The sequence below is a fragment of the Roseomonas sp. KE0001 genome (assembly GCF_016107285.1).
Taxonomy (GTDB): domain Bacteria; phylum Pseudomonadota; class Alphaproteobacteria; order Acetobacterales; family Acetobacteraceae; genus Pseudoroseomonas.
Genome location: NZ_RCVQ01000013.1, coordinates 18,521 through 36,253 on the forward strand (window position 1 = coordinate 18,521; position 17,733 = coordinate 36,253).

Here is a 17,733-nt window from a genome sequence, read left to right on the forward strand (position 1 = left end):
TTGGCTTCAGTGAACGCTGGGGATGCCGTCAGATCAGGTGGCCCTCGCTTCCTGCCTGATAGTGTCCGCAATCTGCTCGATCTGCTCGGCTGTAACCGGCAGAGGCGGCGACAGTACCAGCGAATCCCCTACGGCCCGAATCAGCACGCCGGCATCGAAGCAGCGGGCCGCGATGGCGCGCGCCCGTGCCGGGCTGCCGCCGGCTTCCGCGCCGAACTCGATCGCGGCTAGCAGGCCGATGTTGCGGATGTCGGTCACGCCCGGCGCATCGCGCAGAGCGTGCATCGCGTCCTCCCAGGTCTGTGCCGTGGTGGCCGCGCGCTGGAACAACTCCTCCTCCTGGTACACCTGCAGGGTGGCCAGGGCCGCCGCGGCGGCCAGCGGGTGGCCGGAATAGGTGTAGCCGTGCATGAACTCGGTCGCCCCATCCTGCTGCGAGAGCAGGCCCTCGGCGACCCGGTCGTTGATCAGCACGCCGCCCATCGGCACGGCGCCGTTGGTCATGCCCTTGGCGCAGCAGATCAGGTCGGGCACCACGCCCAGCGCCTGGCTGCCGAAGGCGGCGCCCAGGCGGCCGAAGCCGGTCACCACCTCGTCGAAGATCAGCAGCAGATCATGGCGGTCGCAAATCTCCCGCAGCCGTTCCAGGTAGCCTACCGGCGGAACCAGTACGCCGGTGGAGCCCGCCACCGGCTCCACGATCACCGCCGCGATCGTGGAGGGGTCCTGCGCGTAGAGCATGCCTTCCAGCGCATCCGCGAAGTTCTCGCCGCCATGGGCGGGGCGACCGCGGCTGAAGGCATTGCGCTTCGGGTCGTGCGTGTGCGGCAGGTGGGACACGCCCGGCAGCAGCGGCCCGAAATGCCTTCGCTGCGTGCCGATGCCGGCCACCGAGAGCCCGCCGAAGCCGACGCCGTGGTAGCTGCGCTGCCGCCCCACCAGCTTCACCCGCTGCCCCTCGCCGCGGATGTTGTGGAAGGCCAGCGCCAGCTTCAACGCCGTGTCCACCGCCTCTGAGCCCGAGCCGGCGAAAAAGGCGCGGTTGAAGCCGGGCGGTGCCGCCTCCGTCAGCCGGTTGGCGTATTCGAAGGCCGCCGGATGGCCGAGGCCGAATGAGGAGGCGAAGTCGAGCTGCCCGGCCTGGGCGCGGATCGCCTCGACGATGCGCGGGTGGCAGTGGCCGGCATTGACGCACCACAGCCCGGCGATGGCATCCAGGATGCGGCGCCCGTCCGGCGTGACGTAGTGCATGCCCTCCGCCCGCGTGACGAAGCGCGGGTCCTGCTTCCAGGCCCGGTTGGGCGTGAAGGGCATCCAGAAGGCGTCCAAGTCATTGGGCGCGGTGTCGAAGACGAGGTCGTTCATGGCGCGGCGATCCGTGCGGGAAGGTGGGCATGGGCGAGGGCGGGGCGGGGTGCCGCCTCGGCACGGTCCTCGTCCATGGGGGTCCGCACGCGGTGGGACCGGCACCAGGCGGTGCCGCGAGGAAAATGCACGTTGCGCATCATTCGCCTTGAGCTTTCACCGATGGCGTATCAGGATGCTTGCACTTTGGTCATCCAAAGTCCAGTCAGTCGGTAGGAAGCAGTGCCCGTGGAACCCTTTCCCCTCATCGAGCTGAGCGGCACCGCCGAGCAGCGCGGCCGGCTCTACGGCCAGCAGGCCGCCGATCGGATCCGCCGCAGCATCGGCCATTACGGCGCGCAGCTGGCCGCCGATGGCCATGGTGCCGCGGCCGTGCGTGGCTGGGCGCGGGAATTCCTACCGCGCATAGAGGCCTTCGACCCGGACTACATCGCCGAGATGCGCGGCATCGCCGCCGGCGCCGATGTCGAGTTCGAGGACATCGTGCTGATCAACGCGCGCACCGAGGTGCTGCAGCTCGGCAAGCGCCGGGCCGAGAGCCGGGAGCCCGATGGCTGCACCGGCGTGGTGGTGCTGCCCGAGGCCTCGGCCGACGGCGCGCTGATCCACGCGCAGAACTGGGACTGGAAATCCGAATGCGCCGAGACCGGCGTGGTGCTGCGCATCCGCCGCGATGACGGGCCGGATATCCTGACCTTCGTGGAAGCGGGCGGCCTGGCGCGGGCCGGGCTGAACGCGGCGGGCATCGCCATCACGGCCAACTACCTGCAGAGCGACCGGGACTACCGCTCGCTCGGCGTGCCGCTCGCCCTGATCCGCCGCAAGGTGCTGGAAAAGGAGCAGCTCGCCCACGCCTTCCACGCTGTCTACACCACAGTGAAGTCGGCTTCCAACAACGTCATCGTCAGCCATGCCGGCGGCATCGCCATCAACTTCGAATGCGCGCCGGACGAAAGCTTCCAGGTGCACGCGACCAACGGCCTGATTGTGCATGCCAATCACTGGATCAGCCCGATCGCGCTGAGCAAGCTGAAGGATACCGGTATCGCCACCACGCCGGACAGCCTGTACCGCGACATGCGCGTGCGGCAGCTGCTGGAAGCGCACGGGGGCAAGCTGGATATGGCGGCGGTGAAGGACGCGCTGTTCGACGACTACCAGAGCCCCTGGGCCGTCTGCCGCCCGCCGCGGCTGAACTCCGCCGGCAACCTCTCCGCCACGGTGGCGATGCTGGTGATGCAGCCGGCGCGCGGCGTGCTGGAGATCGCGCCGCTGCCCGCGCTGAACCGCAGGTTCACGCGCTACGAGCTGTTCCCCCAAGCCGAGGTGAAGGCCGCATGAAGACCGCATCCCTGCTGGCGGGCCTCGCCGCCGCCGCGCTGGGCATCCTGCCCGCCGTCGCCCAGGAACCGCTGCGCGCCTCGCTCAACTCCGACATCCGCAGCACGCAGCCCGGCGGCAACCGGGACGCCAACACGGATGCCGTGACGCTGCATATGGTGGAAGGGCTGGTCGCGCTGGATGAGCGCGCGACGCCCGTGCCGATGCTGGCGCAGACGGTGGAGGTCTCGCCGGACGGGCGGACCTACACCTTCACGCTGCGCCAGGGCGTCACCTTCCACAACGGCGCGCCGCTGACCTCCGCCGAGGTGCTGTGGAGCCTGCGCCGCTACATGGACCCGGCGACGCAGTGGCGCTGCCTGCCGGATCTCAACGGCCGGTCCGGCATCGCCAAGGTCACCGACATGGCGGCGCCCGACGCGCGGACCGTGACGGTGACGCTGGAACAGCCGGCGGCGCTGTTCCTCTCGATCATCGCGCGGCCGGATTGTGGCGAGACGGCGGTTCTGCACCCCAGCTCGGTCGGCGCGGATGGCGCCTGGGTCAAGCCGGTGGGCACGGGCCCGTTCATGATGGGCGAGTGGCGGCGCGGCCAGTTCGTGGAGCTGGAGCGGTTCGACGGGTACGCGTCCCTGCCGGGCGAGCGGAACGGCCTGGCGGGCGGCAAGAAGGCGCAAGTCGCGAAGCTGCGCTTCGTGGTGATCCCGGATTCCTCGGCGGCCAAGGCGGCGCTGCTGGCCGGCAATGTCGACGTGCTGTCGGAAGTGCCGGCCCCGGAACTGCCGGACCTGCGCCGCAGCGCCGGCGTCACGGTGATGGCGGCGCCCACCATGGGTGTGACGGCCCTGCTGATGCAGACGCGCGACCCGCTGCTGAAGGACGCGCGCATCCGCCGGGCCATCGCGCTGTCGCTCGACGTGCCGGAACTGGTCACGGCGATGATCGGCGACGACGCGCCGGCCAATGCCTCCCCCCTGCCCAGCGCCAGCGCCTTCCGGAGCGAGGCGCAGGCCGCGCGGCCGACGCGGGACGTGGCGGCGGCCAAGCGGCTGCTGGCGGAGGCCGGCTATCGCGGCCAGACCATCCGCATGATCACCAATCGCCGCTATCCCAACGTCTACGACGCCGCCGTGGCCAGCCAGGCGATGGCGGCTGAGGCGGGGATCAAGATCGAGCTGGAGGTGCTGGACTGGGCGACGCAGCTCGACCGCTATACCCGCGGCGAGTACCAGATGATGTCCTTCATCTATTCCCCGCGCCTCGACCCCTCGCTCTCCTACGAGATGCTGTCCGGCCCCAAGGACACGCAGCCGCGCAAGGTGTGGGAGGATCCTGAGGCCCTGGCGCTGATCGGGCGGTCCATGACCACCACGGACACCGCCGCGCGGCAGGCGATCTTCGACGAGCTGTACAAGCGGTTCATGGACCAGGTGCCCATGGTCATCCTCTACAACCAGCCGGACTACATGGCCGTACGCCGCGGCGTGCAGGGCGCGAGGCCCTGGGCGGGTGGCCTGACGCGGCTGTGGAACGTGTCGCGCGACTGAGCCCGGCATGACCGCGACCTATGCCCTGAAGCGGCTCGCCATGGCGGTGCCGACCCTGCTGCTGGTGGCCGTGGCGGTCTTCGCCCTGCTGCGGCTGGTGCCGGGCGACCCAGCGCAGCTGATGCTGGGCGACGCGGCCGATGCCGACCAGCTCGCCGCGCTGCGCGAGAGCATGGGGCTGAACCACTCCCTGCCCGTGCAGTTCTTCAACTGGCTCGGCGCGGCCCTGCGGGGGGATCTCGGGCGGTCGCTGTCCAACGACCAGCCGGTGCTGCCGCTGATCCTGGAGCGCTTCCAGGTCACGGCCTCCATCGTGCTGCTGGCGGTGGCCCTGGCGGCGCTGATCGCCATTCCGCTAGGCACCATTGCCGCCTGGAAGCAGAATTCCTTGCTGGACATCGCCGTGGTGGGGGGCGCCACGCTACTGCTCTCCATCCCCTCCTTCTGGCTGGGGCTGCTGATGCTGCTGTTCTTCGGCCTCAAGCTCGGCTGGGTGCCGGTGATCGGCTATGTCGGCTTCGGCGAGAACCCATGGCAGGCGCTGCTCTACATCGTCCTGCCCGTGGTGACCCTGACGCTGATCGAGACCGGCGTGCTGACCCGCATGGCCCGCAGCGCCGCCATCGACGTGCTGCGGCTGGAATACGTGGCGCATGCCCGTTCCAAGGGTCTTCGCGAGTTCACTGTGCTGCGGCGCCACGTCCTGCCCAATGCCTTCGCGCCGACCCTGACGCTGCTGGGCATCGTGCTGGGCAACCTGCTCGGTGGCATCGCGGTGATCGAGACGGTGTTCACCATCCCCGGCCTTGGCCGGCTGCTGGTGGACGGCATCTATGCCCGCGACTATCCGGTGGTGCAGGGCACCATGCTGTTCGTCGCCGCCATCTATGTGCTGGTGAACCTGCTGACAGACCTGCTCTACCCCTTCTTCGACCCTCGCGTCGCCGCGGAGTGAGGCCCCCATGCGTCTGCGGATGAATGCCGTGCTCGGCGGCACGCTGATGGCCCTGGTGCTCGGCACCGCCGTTACCTCCTTCTTCTGGACGCCCGCGAACCCGTTGCGCATCGCCATGCGCGCGCGGCTCAACGCGCCCTCCGCCGCCCACTGGCTGGGCACGGACGAGGTGGGGCGGGACGTGGTCAGCCGTCTGATGGCGGGGGCCGGCACATCCTGCCTCGTCGCGGCGCTGACGGTGCTGGCGGCGGTAGTGCTGGGCAGCCTGATCGGGCTGCTCTCCGGCTTCGCGCGCGGTTGGGTGGACCGGGTGCTGATGCTGGTGAACGACGCGCTGCTGGCCTTTCCCGGCATCCTGCTCGCCCTCGGCCTGCTGGCGGTGCTGGGCGCCAGCCAATGGGGCATCGTGGCGGCGCTGGGGCTGGCCTATACGCCGACCGTCGCGCGCATCGTGCGCGGTGCCGTGCTGTCCATCCGGGAGCGGGAGTTCGTGGAGGCGTCGCGCTCCATCGGCAATTCCGCGCTCTACACCATGTGGCGGCACGTGCTGCCCGGCACCGTCTCGCCGCTGATCGTGCTGGCCACCAGCCTGTTCGGCTGGGCCATCCTGGCGGAAAGCGCGCTGAGCTTCCTGGGCCTGGGTGTGCCGCCGCCGGCGCCGACCTGGGGCAACATGCTGGCGGCCGCGCGGCCCTACCTGGAATCCGCCGTCTGGCTAGGGGTCGCGCCGGGCGCCTGCATCGCGCTGACCCTGCTGGGCGTGAACCTGCTGGGCGACGCGCTGCGCGACCAGCTCGACCCCCGGAGCCGCCCACAATGAGCATCGCCCTGCATCCCGGCCGCCCGGCACCCGCGGCCGACCAGGCGGCGCTGCTGGCAGTGGAGGGCCTGCGCGTCGGCGCCGGCGGCTTCCGCGCCGTAGACGGCGTCTCCTTCGGTATCGCGCCGGGGGAGATCCTGGCGCTGGTAGGGGAATCCGGCAGCGGCAAGACCGCCACAGGCCGCGCCATCCTGGGCCTGCTGCCGCCGGGGCTGGAGCGGCTGGAGGGCGCCATCCGCCTGGAGGGCGAGGACCTGGCCCAGGTGGCCCCCGCCCGGCTGCGGGAGCTGCGCGGCGGCGCCATCGGCATGGTGTTCCAGGAACCCATGGTCTCCTTGAACCCCGCCATGACCATCGGCGCCCAGCTGGGCGAGGCGCTGGCGCTGCATAGCACGCTGAGCCGGGAGGCCCAGCGCGCCGCCTGCATCGCCATGCTGCGGCGCGTGCAGATCGCGGACCCCGAGGGCTGCCTGCGCGCCTACCCGCACGAATTCTCCGGCGGCATGCGCCAGCGCATCATGCTGGCGGCGGTGATGCTGCCGAAGCCCCGCCTGCTGATCGCGGACGAGCCCACCACCGCACTGGACAACCTCGCCCAGGCCGAGGTGCTGGACCTGATGGTGGAGCTGGCGCGGGAGAACGGCACGGCGGTGCTGCTGGTGACGCACAACCTGGGCCTCGTCGCCCGCTACGCCGACCGTGCGCTGGTGATGCAGCGCGGCCGGGTGGTGGAGGAAGGCCCGGCGCGACAGGTGCTGACGGCGCCGCGCCACGGTTACACGCGCCTGCTGGTCTCCGCCATGCCGCAGCGCCTGCCGCGCCCGCCCCGCGCGGAAGGGGAGGTGCTGCTGGAGGCGCGCGGCCTGGTGGTAGACTATCCCGGCCGCGCCCGCCTGTTCCGCCGCCTGCCCGGCAAGCGCGCCGTGAAGGGCGTGGACCTGCAGATCCGAAGGGGTGAGACGGTGGCGCTGGTGGGGGGAAGCGGTTCCGGCAAGACTACGCTGGGCCGCGCCATGCTGCGGCTGGTGCAGCCCAGCGGCGGGCGGCTGCTGTTCCGTGGGCAGGACGTGACCACCGGCCCGGCGCGGGAGTTCCGGCTGGCCTGCCAGATCGTGTTCCAGGACCCTTATTCCTCGCTGGACCCGCGCCAGCGCGTGGGCGAGATCGTGGCCGAGCCGCTGCGGCACGAGCCCGGCCTTTCCGCCGCCGCCCGCGCCGCGCGTGTGGCCGAGACCTTCGAGGCCGTGGGGCTGCCCGGCATGGACCGCCGCTTCCCGCACCAACTCTCGGGCGGGCAGCGGCAGCGCGTGGCCATCGCCCGCGCCATCGTCCGCCGCCCCGCGCTGGTGGTGGCGGACGAGCCGGTCAGCGCGCTGGACATGACGGTGCAGAAGCAGATCCTGGAACTGATCCGCCGGCTGCAGGAGGAACGGGGCTTCGCCTGCCTGTTCATCTCCCATGACCTCGGCGCCGTGGCGGAGGTGGCCGACTGCGTGCTGGTGATGCAGGACGGCGCGATCGTGGAGCAGGGGGCGCGCGACGCCATCTTCGACGCGCCCGCCCACCCCTATACCCGCGCGCTGCTGGACGCGACGCCGCGGCTTGTGCCCTGAAGGGGCGCGGCCGGATTTTGCAAGCGGCGCCGCCCCCGCCTATGCCCCGCGCCATGAGCGACCCGACCACCTCGCCCCTGCGCCGCAACCTGGCCCGCAACATCCTGGACCTGTTGCGGGAGCGCGGCGCCGCGCCGGGGGAGCGGCTGAGCCGCCTGGCCCTGGCGGAAGCGCTGGGCGTCTCCCGCACGCCGGTGAACGGCGCCATCGCGCTGCTGGAGGAACTGGGCGCCGTGCGCAGCGAGGGCAGGGCGGTGCTGCTGCAAACGCTGGACCTGGACGAGGAACGGTTGCTGCCCGGCGGCGAGGAACGCGGCGTGGCGCGGCTGCTGGTGGCCATCGCGCGCGGCCGCGCCGATGGCAGCGTGCCGGACGAGGTCTCGGAACGGCAACTGGCGCAGCAGTTCGGCGTCGGGCGCGGCGTGGCGGCCCAGGCCCTGGCGCAACTGGCGGAAGCCGGGGTGGCAACACGCAACCGCGGCCATGGCTGGCACGTCACCGCCGGCTTTACCTCGCGCGAGGAGCGCGCGGCCTCCTACCGCTTCCGCCTGCTGATCGAGCCGGCGGGGCTGCTGGAACCCGGCTTCGCGCTGCCGGCCGGCTTCGCCGCGCGCATGCAGCGGGAACACCGCCGCTTCCTGGAAAAGCCCTGGCGGGACGACGACGCCGTGGCCTTCTTCGAGATCAACGCCGCCTTCCATGCCGGGCTGGCCGATGCCTCCGGCAACCGCTTCATCGCCGCCGCCGTGGTGCAGCAGAACCGACTGCGGACGCTGTCCAACTATTCCTGGCGCATGGGACCGGACCGCGCCGCCGTGAACGTGCGGGAGCACCTGGCGATCCTGCAATCCGTGCTGGACGGCGACCGGGACCGCGCGGCGCTGCAGATGCGCCTGCACCTGGCCGATGCCCTGGCGCTGCGGCCCGTTCCCAAGGATTGATCTTCGGCATGCCATAGTGCAGGCTCGCGGGCATGACATCCTCCGCGACACCTTCCCGCTGGCCCGGCGGCGCCAGCTGCGTGGTCTGCGTCACCGTGCACATGGACGGCCCGGCCGTGGAGGCGGGGAAGGGGCTGAACCACCTCGGCATCCATTCGCGCGGCCGCTACGCCGCCCGGCGCGGCATCCCGCGCAGCCTGGAGGTGCTGGCGCGCCATGGCATTCCCGCCAGCTACTTCATGTGCGGCTATGACGCCGAGCTGTATCCCGGACTGATGCGGGAGGTGCACGCGGCCGGGCACGAGATCGCCGCCCATGGCTACCGCCACGAAGGCTGGGAACTGGGCGGGGAGGAGGTGGAGCTGCTGGAACGCACCCACGCCATCCTCTCCGACTGCGTGGGGGAGGCGCCGGTGGGCTGGTGCTCGCCCTCCGGCCGCAAGAGCGCGGTGACGCTGCCGACGCTGCGGCGCCTCGGCTATGTCTACGATTGCAGCGAGAAGGATGAGGACCTGCCCTATCTCGCCACGGTGGATGGCGCGGTCGCCGAGGACTTCGTCATCCTGCCCAACAACACCGTCTCGCTGGACGATGCGCCGCTCTACGTGCAGGGGCAGGCCACGGCGGCGGAGGCGCTCGCGAACTGGATGCAGGAGCTGGAGGCCATCGCGGAGGGCGACGGCTACCTGCACTTCATCGTGCATCCGCGCGCGGGCTACGGCTCCGGCACGCCGGCGCGCATGGCGGCGGTGGACCGCTTCCTGGCTGCGGCCAGGGCGGTGCCGGGGCTGCGCTTCATGACGCTGCGGGATCTCGCGGCGCATTGCCTGGCGCAGCCGCAATCCTGGCGGAGCCCACGGGCATGAGCGCGACCCTGCTTCTCACCGTCAACGTGCAGGGGCTGGGGCCGGAGCGCGCCGAGAGCAACGGCGCCGCGCTGTTCGGCCGTTTCGCCCATGGCGGCTACACCGGCCGCGTCGGGCTGGCCCGGCTACTGGACGCGCTGCGTGATCTTCGCGTCCACGCCACCTTCTTCTGGCCCGCCGCCGAGGCGCTGGCCATGCCGGCCCTGCTGAAGCGCTGTCTGCGCGAAGGCCACGAGATCGCCGCCCATGGCCATGATTTCGAGGACCACATGGCGCTGGAGCCGGCGCGCGAGGCCGCGCTGCTGGAAGAGGCGCACGCCACGCTGACGCGCCTTTGCGGCGCGGCGCCCATCGGCTTCCGCGCACCCACCGGCACGCTGTCGGCGAACACGCTGCCGATCCTTTCGCGCCTGGGCTACCGCTACGACAGCAGCTTCGTGGATGACGACGCGCCGTATCCTCTCGCGGAGGATGGCGGCGGCACCATGTTGGAACTGCCCTGGAGCGAGGGGCTGGCCGACGCCACGCATTTCTGCCGCCGCCTGACCCAGGACCGCGCCGAGATCCTGCTGAACGAGGAACTGGACGCGCTGCTGCCCGTCGCCGGCTATGCCTGCCTGACGCTACACCCGCGCGGCGACCTGGGGCTGGTGCGCGCCGCGCGCCTGCCGGTGCTGCACCGGCTGCTGGACCGCGCAGCCGCCCTGGGCGCCACCCCGCGCCGCTGTTGCGACCTGCTCTGACAGCCAGCCGCTTCAAGGAGACCCTGCCCATGCGCTTTCTCTCCCGCCGGCTGGCCCGGTGCCTGCCCCTGGCGCTCTCCGCCGCGCTCTCCGCCCCCTTGGCCGCGCCCGCCGCCCGGGCGGAGACGGTGCTGCGCGGCATGATCGGCTCCGACCTGCGCGGCCTGATGCCGGGCGTCAGCCCGGATGTCGCGACGGGCGCCGTGCTGCAGCACATCTATGAAGGGCTGGTCGCCTGGCGCAGTGACGGCAGCGTCAGCCCAATGCTGGCCGAGAGCATCGACACCAGCGCCGACGGCCGCGCCGTCACCTTCACGCTGCGCGAGGGGCTGCGCTTCCACAACGGCGCGCCGGTGACCTCGCGGGAGGTGGCCTGGACCTGGGGCCGCTTCCTGGATCCGAAGATGAACTGGCCCTGCCGCACCGCCTTCGACGGCACACGGCAGGTGCATGTGACGGCGGTGGAGCCGGTGGACGCGCGGCGCGTCACCTTCCGTCTGGCCGAGCCCTCGCCCGTCTTCCTCAGCATGATGGCGCGCTCGGACTGCGACAGCAGCGGCATCGCGCACCCGGATGCGGTGGATGCCGAGGGGCGCTGGAGCAAGGCCGTCGGCACCGGCCCCTTCATGCTGGAGGAATGGCGGCGCGGGCAGTACGTGCAGATCGCGCGCTTCCCTGACTATGTCTCCCGCACCGAGGCGCCGGACGGCCTGGCCGGCGCCAAGGCGGCGCAGGTGGACAGGATCCGCTTCACCCTGATTCCCGACCCCAGCGCCGCCCGTGTGGCGCTGCAGGCCGGCAACCTGGACGTGCTGCAGGAGGTGGACCCGACCCTGGCCAAGGAGCTGGAGGCCGCGCCCGGTATCCGGGTGGCGCATTCGCCGACCGCGGGGCTCAACACCGTGCTGATCCGCGCGAGCGACCCGGTGCTGGCCGACGCGCGGGTGCGGCAGGCTATCGTCGCCGCGGTGGACGCCGCCGGCATGCGGGAGAGCCTCTATGCCGGCTTCGGCGCGCCGGGCACCTCGCTGGTGCACACCACCAGCCGCTTCTACACCAATGTGCAGAAAGGCGAGATTGGCTTCGACCCCGCCCGCGCCGCGACGCTGCTGCGCCAGGGCGGATATCGCGGCCAGCCCGTCACCATCACCTCCAACAGCCAATTCGGGCTGATGAAGGACACGGCCATCCTGTTGCAGGCGCAGCTGGAGGCCGCCGGGATCAACGCGAAGGTCGAGATCCTGGAATTCGGCGCGCAGCTGCAGAAGTATTTCCGCGGCGACTACCAGCTCATGGTCTGGAACGTCACGCCCTATCTCGATCCGGTCTTCACCTTCGACCGCTTCGTGGGCGCGCCGGATGCCTCGCCGGACAAGGTGTGGCGCAGCGCGGCGGCGAACGACCTGCTGGCGAAGCTTTCCGCTACGCCGGAAGGCCCGGCGCGCCAGCCGGTCTTCGACGCGCTGCACCACCAGTTCCTGCAGGACGCGCCGATGCTGGTCTGGGCCAACCGCGAGACCATCGCCGCCATGCGCGACACCGTGCGGGGCTTCGAGCCCTGGCCCGGGCTGAAGCCGCGCTACTGGAACGTCTCGCTCGGCCGGTAGCGCGGGCCGCGCGGCGGGATCAGGCGTCCCGCCGCAAGTTCCAGAAGATGGGGAAGCCGGCGACGCGGCCGCGCAGGTTCTTCTTCAGCGCCGTCAGCCGGTACAGGCAGCCCAGTGGGATGCTGGGCAGCTCGTCCATCGCCACCACCTGCATCTCGCGCGCCAAGCGCCGCTGCTCCTGCAGCGTCGGGGCCACCAGCCACTCGTCGCGCAGCGCCTCAATGCGCGGCACGGTGGGCCAGCCGAACCAGGCGTCCTTGCCGTTGCCGCGGATCAGGCTGTGCGTGCCCGGGTTCTCGAACCACAGGCCTGGGAAGGCCCAGCAGGATAGCGACCAGCCGCCATTCTCTACCGGCTCCATCGAGCGGCGGCGCTGCGTCACGCTGGCGGAATCCAGCAGCGTCGCCTCGAAGTTGAAGCCCAGGCGCGGCATCAGGTCGGCCGTCACCTGCGCCATGGTGCCGGTGACGCCACCCTCGGCATTGCCCAGCAGCCGCACCTTTTCCCCGCCGTAGCCGGCTTCCTTGATCAACTGCCGCGCCTTGTTCAGGTCGCGCGGGCCCAGCAGCGGCGCAAGCCCGGCATCGCTGGCCATGGAGGAGCCGGCGGGAAAGAAGCCGGTGCCAATGGCGAAGCGCTTGGGGTCCGTTCCCACCGCCGCCATGGCGTAATCTTCCTGGCTCAGCGCCGGCAGCAGCGCCTGGCGCAGCTTCTTGTTGTCGAAAGGCGGCTGCAGGTGGTTGGGCCGCAGCACCATCACCGAGGGCAGCAGCTCCATGCGCGAGACCTCGATATCCCGCACGCGGTCGAACAGCTCGATGATCTCGGCCGGCGGGTCGGCGTACCAGTCCACCTCGCCGGTCTGCAGTGCGGCGGCGGCGGTGGAGGCATCGGGGATGCGGCGCCATTCCACGCGATCGAAATGCACCTGCTTGGCGCCGGCGGTCAGGCCACGCCCGGCATCCGGGGCCGGACTGTAGCCGGCGAAGCGCTCGTACACCGCGCGGGCGCCGAGCTGATACTCGTCGCGCTTGAACACGAAGGGGCCGGAGCCCGTGGTGTCCGTGATCTGTTGCGTGGCCGGGGCCTGCGCGATGCGCTCCGGCATGATGAACGGCACCGGCGCGGTGGCTTGGCCGAGCACGTTCAGCAGCAGCGGGAAGGGGCTCTTGAGCCGGAAGCGGATGCGGCGGTCATCGACCGCCGACATCTCGTCCATGCGCGCGGCGAGTGTCTGCCCCATCGGCGCCACGGCCATCCAGCGCCGCAGGCTGGCGACGCAGTCCTGGGCGCGGATGGCCTCGCCGTCGTGGAAGCGCAATCCGCTGCGCAGCGTCACGGTCCAGAGCCTGCCATCCTGCTCCACCGTGTGGCCCTCGGCGAGCTGCGGGCGCGGCTGCAGGTGTTCGTCCAGGCCGTAAAGTGTGTCATAGACCATGTAGCCATGGTCGCGGGTGATATCGACCGTGGTGAAGATCGGGTCGAAGATCGCGAGGTCGGTATAGGGCACGAAGCGCAGCACGCGCCCCTGCTGCGCCAGCGAGGGCCGCCCCAGGCCGAGCGCGGCGGCACCGATGCCGCCGGCCAGGACATCACGTCGTTGCATCATGATCGGTCCTTTCCGTCGGTTCAGGCGAGTTCGGCCAGGATGGCGTCCTCGGCCCGCCTCATGCCGTGCGCAATGCGGTTGGCGCGGCGGCGCAGTACGGTGCGCGCCATGCGCGCCGCATCCGGCTCCAGGCCTGCCAGCTTCAGGGCCGGCGCCAGCCCCGGCAGAAGCCGACTGGCGCGGCCCAGGTCGAAGTCGAAATCGCCGCCGGCATGGTGCATCATCGGGTTCAGGTACCGCGCGACGCGCAGCAGGGCGGCGTTGCGCCGCGCCGTGTCGGCGGCGGGGGCGGCGGCCAGCTTCGCCGCGGCGTCGCCCAGCCGTTGCGCCAGAGCGGAGAGTTCCGCGATCTCCGGCAGGTCCGGCGCGGTCTCCGCGTATTCCCGCAGGGCGGCGCGAATGTCGGCCACCGTGCCGCGGAAGTCCAGCGGCAGCACCTCTGTGCGCACCAGCCCTTCCAGCAGGTTGCGGTAGATCAGCGTGTCCGTCGCCAGGATATCGGGGTCGCAGCGGTCGGCGGTGTCCTGGTCGGTCTGCCACCACCAGGCCAGGCCGCTGTCAGGCATGTGGTCCGGGCTCGCCGCCGGCAGGAAGGCGCTGACCTGCGCGGTGGAGAGGCCGATGCCCGAGAAGCTCTGGTCGGAATTGCGGGCGCAGCGGCGCGGGTCGACATACCTGTCCTGCCGGTGAAGCGCGCGACGGACGAAGGTCTCCTCCTCCTCCGGCAGCGCGCCGGCGGTCGCTTCCAGCACGGCGGCGGCATAGTCGGCCAGCTCGCCGGTGGTGTTGCGAAGCGCCTTGGTGGTGGCGCCCTTCACGCCGACGATGTCGACGTTCAGATAGGCGACGGCGTCGCGGAACAGTTCTTCCCGCGCGTTGTCGGCGTACCAGGAGGAACCGGCATAGCCGCCCTGCTCATGCCCGGTCCACCAGCAGAAGCGCAGGCCGTGGCGCGGTTTCTCGCCGGCAGCGTAGAGGCGCGCCAGCTCCAGCAGCAGCGCCACGCCGGCCAGGTTGTCGGTCGCACCATCGGCCCAGGTGCAGTAATGCGCGCCCAGCAGCACGAAATGCGGGCTCTCCCCCGGGATCTCGGCGCAGGGCATGCGCACGCGGCGCCAGGCGCGGGTGGATTCCGCCAGCAGCAGCACCTCGGCCTCCGGCCCGGCTCCGCGCAGGGCGGCGCCGTCCTCCTTCGACACCTGCACCACCGGGATGGCGGGCAGCAGCGCCAGGTCGGCCACGCCGGTCGGCGCGCCCCAGACGGGGGAGGTCTGCACGTAATGCCGCTCATGCCCGTGCGAGACGGCGATCACCCCCACCGCGCCCGCACGCTGCGCCGCCATCACGGCGTCGTAGCGCGGCAGGCCCTCGATCAGCGCGATGCGGCCGGCGCGGTCGCCGCCATCGGCCAGCCGCGCGCGCAGTCCCCCGGGCGGGCTGGCACTGGCGAAGCCGACGCCGGTGGCCGCGATCTCGCACGGCGCCTCGCCCAGCAGCGTCACGGCGCTGCGGCCGGGCCAGGAGATGAAGGCGTCGAATTCATGTACCTCGTGCCGCACGCCGGCTTCATCCAGCAGGCGGGTGATGACCGCGCAGGCCCGCGCCTCTTCCTCCGACCCCGGCAGCTTGCGGCCAAGGGAGGACAGTTCCGTCACCACGCGGTGCATCGCGGCGCCGGAAATGCCTGCCGCTCTCGGCGCGGTGGGCAGGGCGCCGGCCAGGCGCGTCTGGTCATGGGTCATGGGTTCAGCCTCTCACTTCGCCGGGCGGATGCCGGTGGCCAGCGTGTACTGGTCGCCGCGCGGTTCCATGGTCAGGCCCCGGCGCAGGCCCCAGGCGCCCTTCAGGTAGAAGATCGGGATGGTCGCCAGGTCCTGCTCGAACACGATGCGGGTCGCGCGGTCCAGCACCGCCTGCCGCTCGGCGGGGTCGAAGGTGGCGGCGGCCTTGTCGATCAGCGCGTCCAGCTCCGGGTTGCTGTAGCGGCCGAGATTGGAGGTGCCGCGCCCGCGCGCCGGGTCGTAGCCCTGCACCAGGGAGGTGAAGGCATTGTCCGGCAGCCCCGCGGCGCTGCCGAAGATGCTCATGGAGGCCGAGAATTCAGGCTGCCCATTGGCGCCGCTCTGCGCCCGGCGAAAGAAGATGGCCGACGGCATGGCATCCACCGTGGTGCGGATGCCGACGGCGGTGAACATCTGGCCCATGGCCTGGCAGGTCTTGGAATCGCCGTAGAAGCGGTCGTTCAGGCAGTGCAGCGTCAGGCCGAAGCCCTGCGGAAAGCCGGCCTGCGCCAGCAGGCGGCGGGACAGGGCGGGGTCGAAGGCGGCGGGCTGGACGCCGGGCACATGGCCCAGGAAGCCCGGCGGCATGAACTGCCCGGCCGGCACGGCGCCGCCTTCCATGGCGCGCCCCGCGATGGCCGCGCGGTTGATGGCGTGGCTCAGCGCCTGCCGCACCTCGCGCTTCGCCAGCGGGTTCTCGGCCAGCGGCTTGCCGTCGGCGCCGGTGACGAAGTTGGTCTGCGCGCGGCTGTCCAGCGTCAGGTTCAGCGCGAAGAGCGAGGTGGCCGTTTCCAGCGTGGTCCGGCCGCCGTTGTTCTGCACGCGGTCGTAGAGCCCGGCCGGCACCGCATCCACTACGTCCACGTCGCCGGAGAGCAGCGCCGCCACCCGCGCGCTGTCATTGCCCAGGAAGCGGAACGTCACGCGGGACCAGGGCTGCTTCCCCGCGCGGTAGTCTTCGTTGCGCTCCAGCGTCACGTCCTGCCCCGGCGTCCAGCGGCCCCAGCGATAGGGGCCGGTGCCGATGGCGGCGCGGCCGCCGTTGAAATCCTCCGCCGTCGCGCCTTGCGCCGCGCGGGCGGAGGCGATGCCGAAGGTGGACAGGTTGTTGGGCAGCAGCGGGGAAGGCGCGGTGGTGCGGACGATCACCGTGTGCGGCCCGGCGGCCTCCACCGAGGTGATGTCGCGGATATAAGCGCGATAGGTCCGCACGCCCTCGATGGTTTGCGCGCGGCGGATGGAGAAGACCACGTCCTCCGCCGTCAACGGCGAGCCGTCGTGGAAGCGCGCGTCCTCGCGCAACGTGAATGCCCAGGTGGTGTCGTCCACCGCGCGCCAGGAGGTGGCGAGGCCCGGCGTCGGCTTCACCTGCGCGTCCTGCACCACCAGCGGTTCCCACACATGCAGTTGCACGTTGCGGCTGGGGGTGAAGAGCAGGTGCGGGTCGGCGCTGTCGATGGCCGCCTTCATGCCGATCCGCAACTCCTGCGCCGGGGCCAGGGTGGGGAGCGACAGGGCCGCCAGGAGGCCCGCGACAGGCACGCTGCGAATGGAAAGGGCCATCGGAACAAGCCTCCAGGCGAAGAGAGCCATCACCATGCGCCGGCGGCGCGTTCCCCGAAAACGAACCGGTGGTTCGTTTTTATTGTTGCGCGAAGTCGTATCAGCCGCGGCAGGCGCCAGCAATCCGGTTTCGGGCGTGGCGGCAAGATTCCCGCCTGCGCCTCAGCGGTGACCCAGCGCCCGGGACAGGGCTCGGGCGCCTTCCTCCGCCAGCGCCAGCAATTCCCTAGCGCGCGCGCCGCCGGCCCGCACGAGCGGCGCCGCGATCAGCAGCGCGGCCACCACCTGCCCCGCCGCGTCCACCACCGGCACGCCGACCGAGAAGGCTTCGGGCGAGACCTCGCCCCGGCTGACGCAATGGCCCTGGCTGCGGACCTTCTCCAGCTGCCGGCGCAGCTCCCCGGCCTCCACCGGCGTGTCCTCGGTGAAGGAGCGGCGCTGTCCGGCCAGCACGGCCCGCTGCACGGCCTCCGGCGCGAAGGCCAACAGCACCTTGCTGGCGCCGGCGTAGAGGGGCGAGGTCTGCCCCACCGTGGCGTGGTAGCGGATGATGCGGCCGGTTTCCCACTTGGCCAGGCACAGGCTTTCCAGCTCGTGCCGCACGCGCAGCTGCACCGTCTCGTCGCAGCGCGGGCCCAGGGCGTCCAGCACTGGCTGGCCCAGCCGCAGCAGGTCGATCTGCTGTTCCGCCCGCGCCGCCAGCCGCACGGCCTGGAAGCTGAGCCAGTAGGTGGCCTCCGCGCCCTTGCGCAGCACGAAGTTGTTGGCCTCCAGCGTCTGCAGCAGCCGGAAGGTGCGGGCCTTGCTGTTGCCGGACAGCCGCGCCAGGTCCGACAGCCCCAGCCCGGGCGTGTCGCCCACCAGGGTGAGCAGGCGCAGCGCGCGGTCGGCGGCGGCGATCAGGTAGCCGGGGGAGGCGTCCTCCTCCGCCGATGCGGGCGCGGCCGCGCGCGGCTTGGGTGTGCTGGCCATGCTGGTTCCT

At 71.5% G+C, this 17,733-nt stretch carries 14 protein-coding genes; 9 read left to right on the plus strand and 5 right to left on the minus strand.

Annotation, left to right across the window (positions count from 1 at the left end; translation table 11 throughout):
• Nucleotides 1-33: 33 nt before the first annotated feature.
• Complete coding sequence (locus D9598_RS18870; protein WP_198368093.1) at nucleotides 34-1,365, minus strand: aminotransferase class III-fold pyridoxal phosphate-dependent enzyme; 1,332 nt, start codon at nucleotides 1,363-1,365, stop codon at nucleotides 34-36.
• Between the two features lie 228 nt (nucleotides 1,366-1,593).
• Here D9598_RS18870 and D9598_RS18875 point away from each other — a divergent pair, with 228 nt between their 5' ends.
• The 9 genes from D9598_RS18875 to D9598_RS18915 are packed head-to-tail and all read left to right on the plus strand — an operon-like array spanning nucleotide 1,594 to nucleotide 11,798.
• On the plus strand, nucleotides 1,594-2,706 hold the full coding sequence (locus D9598_RS18875) for a C45 family autoproteolytic acyltransferase/hydolase (RefSeq protein WP_370592085.1): 1,113 nt from the start codon (nucleotides 1,594-1,596) through the stop codon (nucleotides 2,704-2,706).
• Nucleotides 2,703-4,253, plus strand: coding sequence for an ABC transporter substrate-binding protein (locus tag D9598_RS18880; RefSeq protein WP_198368095.1), 1,551 nt, complete (start codon nucleotides 2,703-2,705; stop codon nucleotides 4,251-4,253). The genes D9598_RS18875 and D9598_RS18880 overlap by 4 nt, the downstream gene beginning before the upstream one ends.
• Nucleotides 4,254-4,260: 7 nt before the next feature.
• Entirely contained in the window at nucleotides 4,261-5,208 is a 948-nt protein-coding gene (locus D9598_RS18885) for an ABC transporter permease (RefSeq protein WP_198368096.1), read from the plus strand.
• Nucleotides 5,209-5,215: 7 nt separating this feature from the next.
• A complete protein-coding gene (locus D9598_RS18890; protein WP_198368097.1) occupies nucleotides 5,216-6,028 on the plus strand; it encodes an ABC transporter permease in 813 nt (270 codons plus the stop codon).
• Entirely contained in the window at nucleotides 6,025-7,641 is a 1,617-nt protein-coding gene (locus D9598_RS18895; protein WP_198368098.1) for an ABC transporter ATP-binding protein, read from the plus strand. Before D9598_RS18890 ends, D9598_RS18895 begins: the two co-directional genes overlap by 4 nt.
• 53 nt (nucleotides 7,642-7,694) lie before the next feature.
• Complete coding sequence (locus tag D9598_RS18900) at nucleotides 7,695-8,582, plus strand: GntR family transcriptional regulator (RefSeq protein WP_198368099.1); 888 nt, start codon at nucleotides 7,695-7,697, stop codon at nucleotides 8,580-8,582.
• A 32-nt stretch (nucleotides 8,583-8,614) separates the two neighbouring features.
• Complete coding sequence (locus D9598_RS18905) at nucleotides 8,615-9,448, plus strand: polysaccharide deacetylase family protein (RefSeq protein WP_198368100.1); 834 nt, start codon at nucleotides 8,615-8,617, stop codon at nucleotides 9,446-9,448.
• The gene (locus D9598_RS18910) at nucleotides 9,445-10,191 is read left to right on the plus strand and encodes a polysaccharide deacetylase family protein (protein WP_198368101.1); all 747 of its coding nucleotides are present in this window, start codon (nucleotides 9,445-9,447) and stop codon (nucleotides 10,189-10,191) included. The genes D9598_RS18905 and D9598_RS18910 overlap by 4 nt, the downstream gene beginning before the upstream one ends.
• A gap of 29 nt (nucleotides 10,192-10,220) precedes the next feature.
• On the plus strand, nucleotides 10,221-11,798 hold the full coding sequence (locus D9598_RS18915) for an ABC transporter substrate-binding protein (protein WP_198368102.1): 1,578 nt from the start codon (nucleotides 10,221-10,223) through the stop codon (nucleotides 11,796-11,798).
• 19 nt (nucleotides 11,799-11,817) lie between these two features.
• Here D9598_RS18915 and D9598_RS18920 read toward each other — a convergent pair whose 3' ends face one another.
• The 4 genes from D9598_RS18920 to D9598_RS18935 all read right to left on the minus strand — a co-directional run bounded on the left by D9598_RS18920 (nucleotide 11,818) and on the right by D9598_RS18935 (nucleotide 17,723).
• On the minus strand, nucleotides 11,818-13,404 hold the full coding sequence (locus D9598_RS18920; protein WP_370592087.1) for an ABC transporter substrate-binding protein: 1,587 nt from the start codon (nucleotides 13,402-13,404) through the stop codon (nucleotides 11,818-11,820).
• A gap of 23 nt (nucleotides 13,405-13,427) precedes the next feature.
• Nucleotides 13,428-15,149, minus strand: coding sequence for a M28 family peptidase (locus D9598_RS18925; RefSeq protein ID WP_198368104.1), 1,722 nt, complete (start codon nucleotides 15,147-15,149; stop codon nucleotides 13,428-13,430).
• 12 nt (nucleotides 15,150-15,161) lie between these two features.
• The gene (locus D9598_RS18930) at nucleotides 15,162-16,751 is read right to left on the minus strand and encodes an ABC transporter substrate-binding protein (RefSeq protein WP_198368105.1); all 1,590 of its coding nucleotides are present in this window, start codon (nucleotides 16,749-16,751) and stop codon (nucleotides 15,162-15,164) included.
• Between the two features lie 162 nt (nucleotides 16,752-16,913).
• Complete coding sequence (locus D9598_RS18935; protein ID WP_198368106.1) at nucleotides 16,914-17,723, minus strand: IclR family transcriptional regulator; 810 nt, start codon at nucleotides 17,721-17,723, stop codon at nucleotides 16,914-16,916.
• Between the last annotated feature and the right edge of the window lie 10 nt (nucleotides 17,724-17,733).

Excerpts from the sequence above, each read along its gene's own strand:
- D9598_RS18870 (WP_198368093.1), bottom strand. The coding sequence starts at position 1,365 with ATGAACGACCTCGTCTTCGACACCGCGCCCAATGACTTGGACGCCTTC.
- D9598_RS18880 (WP_198368095.1), top strand. The coding sequence starts at position 2,703 with ATGAAGACCGCATCCCTGCTGGCGGGCCTCGCCGCCGCCGCGCTGGGC.
- D9598_RS18885 (WP_198368096.1), top strand. The coding sequence starts at position 4,261 with ATGACCGCGACCTATGCCCTGAAGCGGCTCGCCATGGCGGTGCCGACC.
- D9598_RS18890 (WP_198368097.1), top strand. The coding sequence starts at position 5,216 with ATGCGTCTGCGGATGAATGCCGTGCTCGGCGGCACGCTGATGGCCCTG.
- D9598_RS18895 (WP_198368098.1), top strand. The coding sequence starts at position 6,025 with ATGAGCATCGCCCTGCATCCCGGCCGCCCGGCACCCGCGGCCGACCAG.
- D9598_RS18900 (WP_198368099.1), top strand. The coding sequence starts at position 7,695 with ATGAGCGACCCGACCACCTCGCCCCTGCGCCGCAACCTGGCCCGCAAC.
- D9598_RS18905 (WP_198368100.1), top strand. The coding sequence starts at position 8,615 with ATGACATCCTCCGCGACACCTTCCCGCTGGCCCGGCGGCGCCAGCTGC.
- D9598_RS18910 (WP_198368101.1), top strand. The coding sequence starts at position 9,445 with ATGAGCGCGACCCTGCTTCTCACCGTCAACGTGCAGGGGCTGGGGCCG.
- D9598_RS18915 (WP_198368102.1), top strand. The coding sequence starts at position 10,221 with ATGCGCTTTCTCTCCCGCCGGCTGGCCCGGTGCCTGCCCCTGGCGCTC.
- D9598_RS18920 (WP_370592087.1), bottom strand. The coding sequence starts at position 13,404 with ATGCAACGACGTGATGTCCTGGCCGGCGGCATCGGTGCCGCCGCGCTC.
- D9598_RS18925 (WP_198368104.1), bottom strand. The coding sequence starts at position 15,149 with ATGACCCATGACCAGACGCGCCTGGCCGGCGCCCTGCCCACCGCGCCG.
- D9598_RS18930 (WP_198368105.1), bottom strand. The coding sequence starts at position 16,751 with ATGGCCCTTTCCATTCGCAGCGTGCCTGTCGCGGGCCTCCTGGCGGCC.
- D9598_RS18935 (WP_198368106.1), bottom strand. The coding sequence starts at position 17,723 with ATGGCCAGCACACCCAAGCCGCGCGCGGCCGCGCCCGCATCGGCGGAG.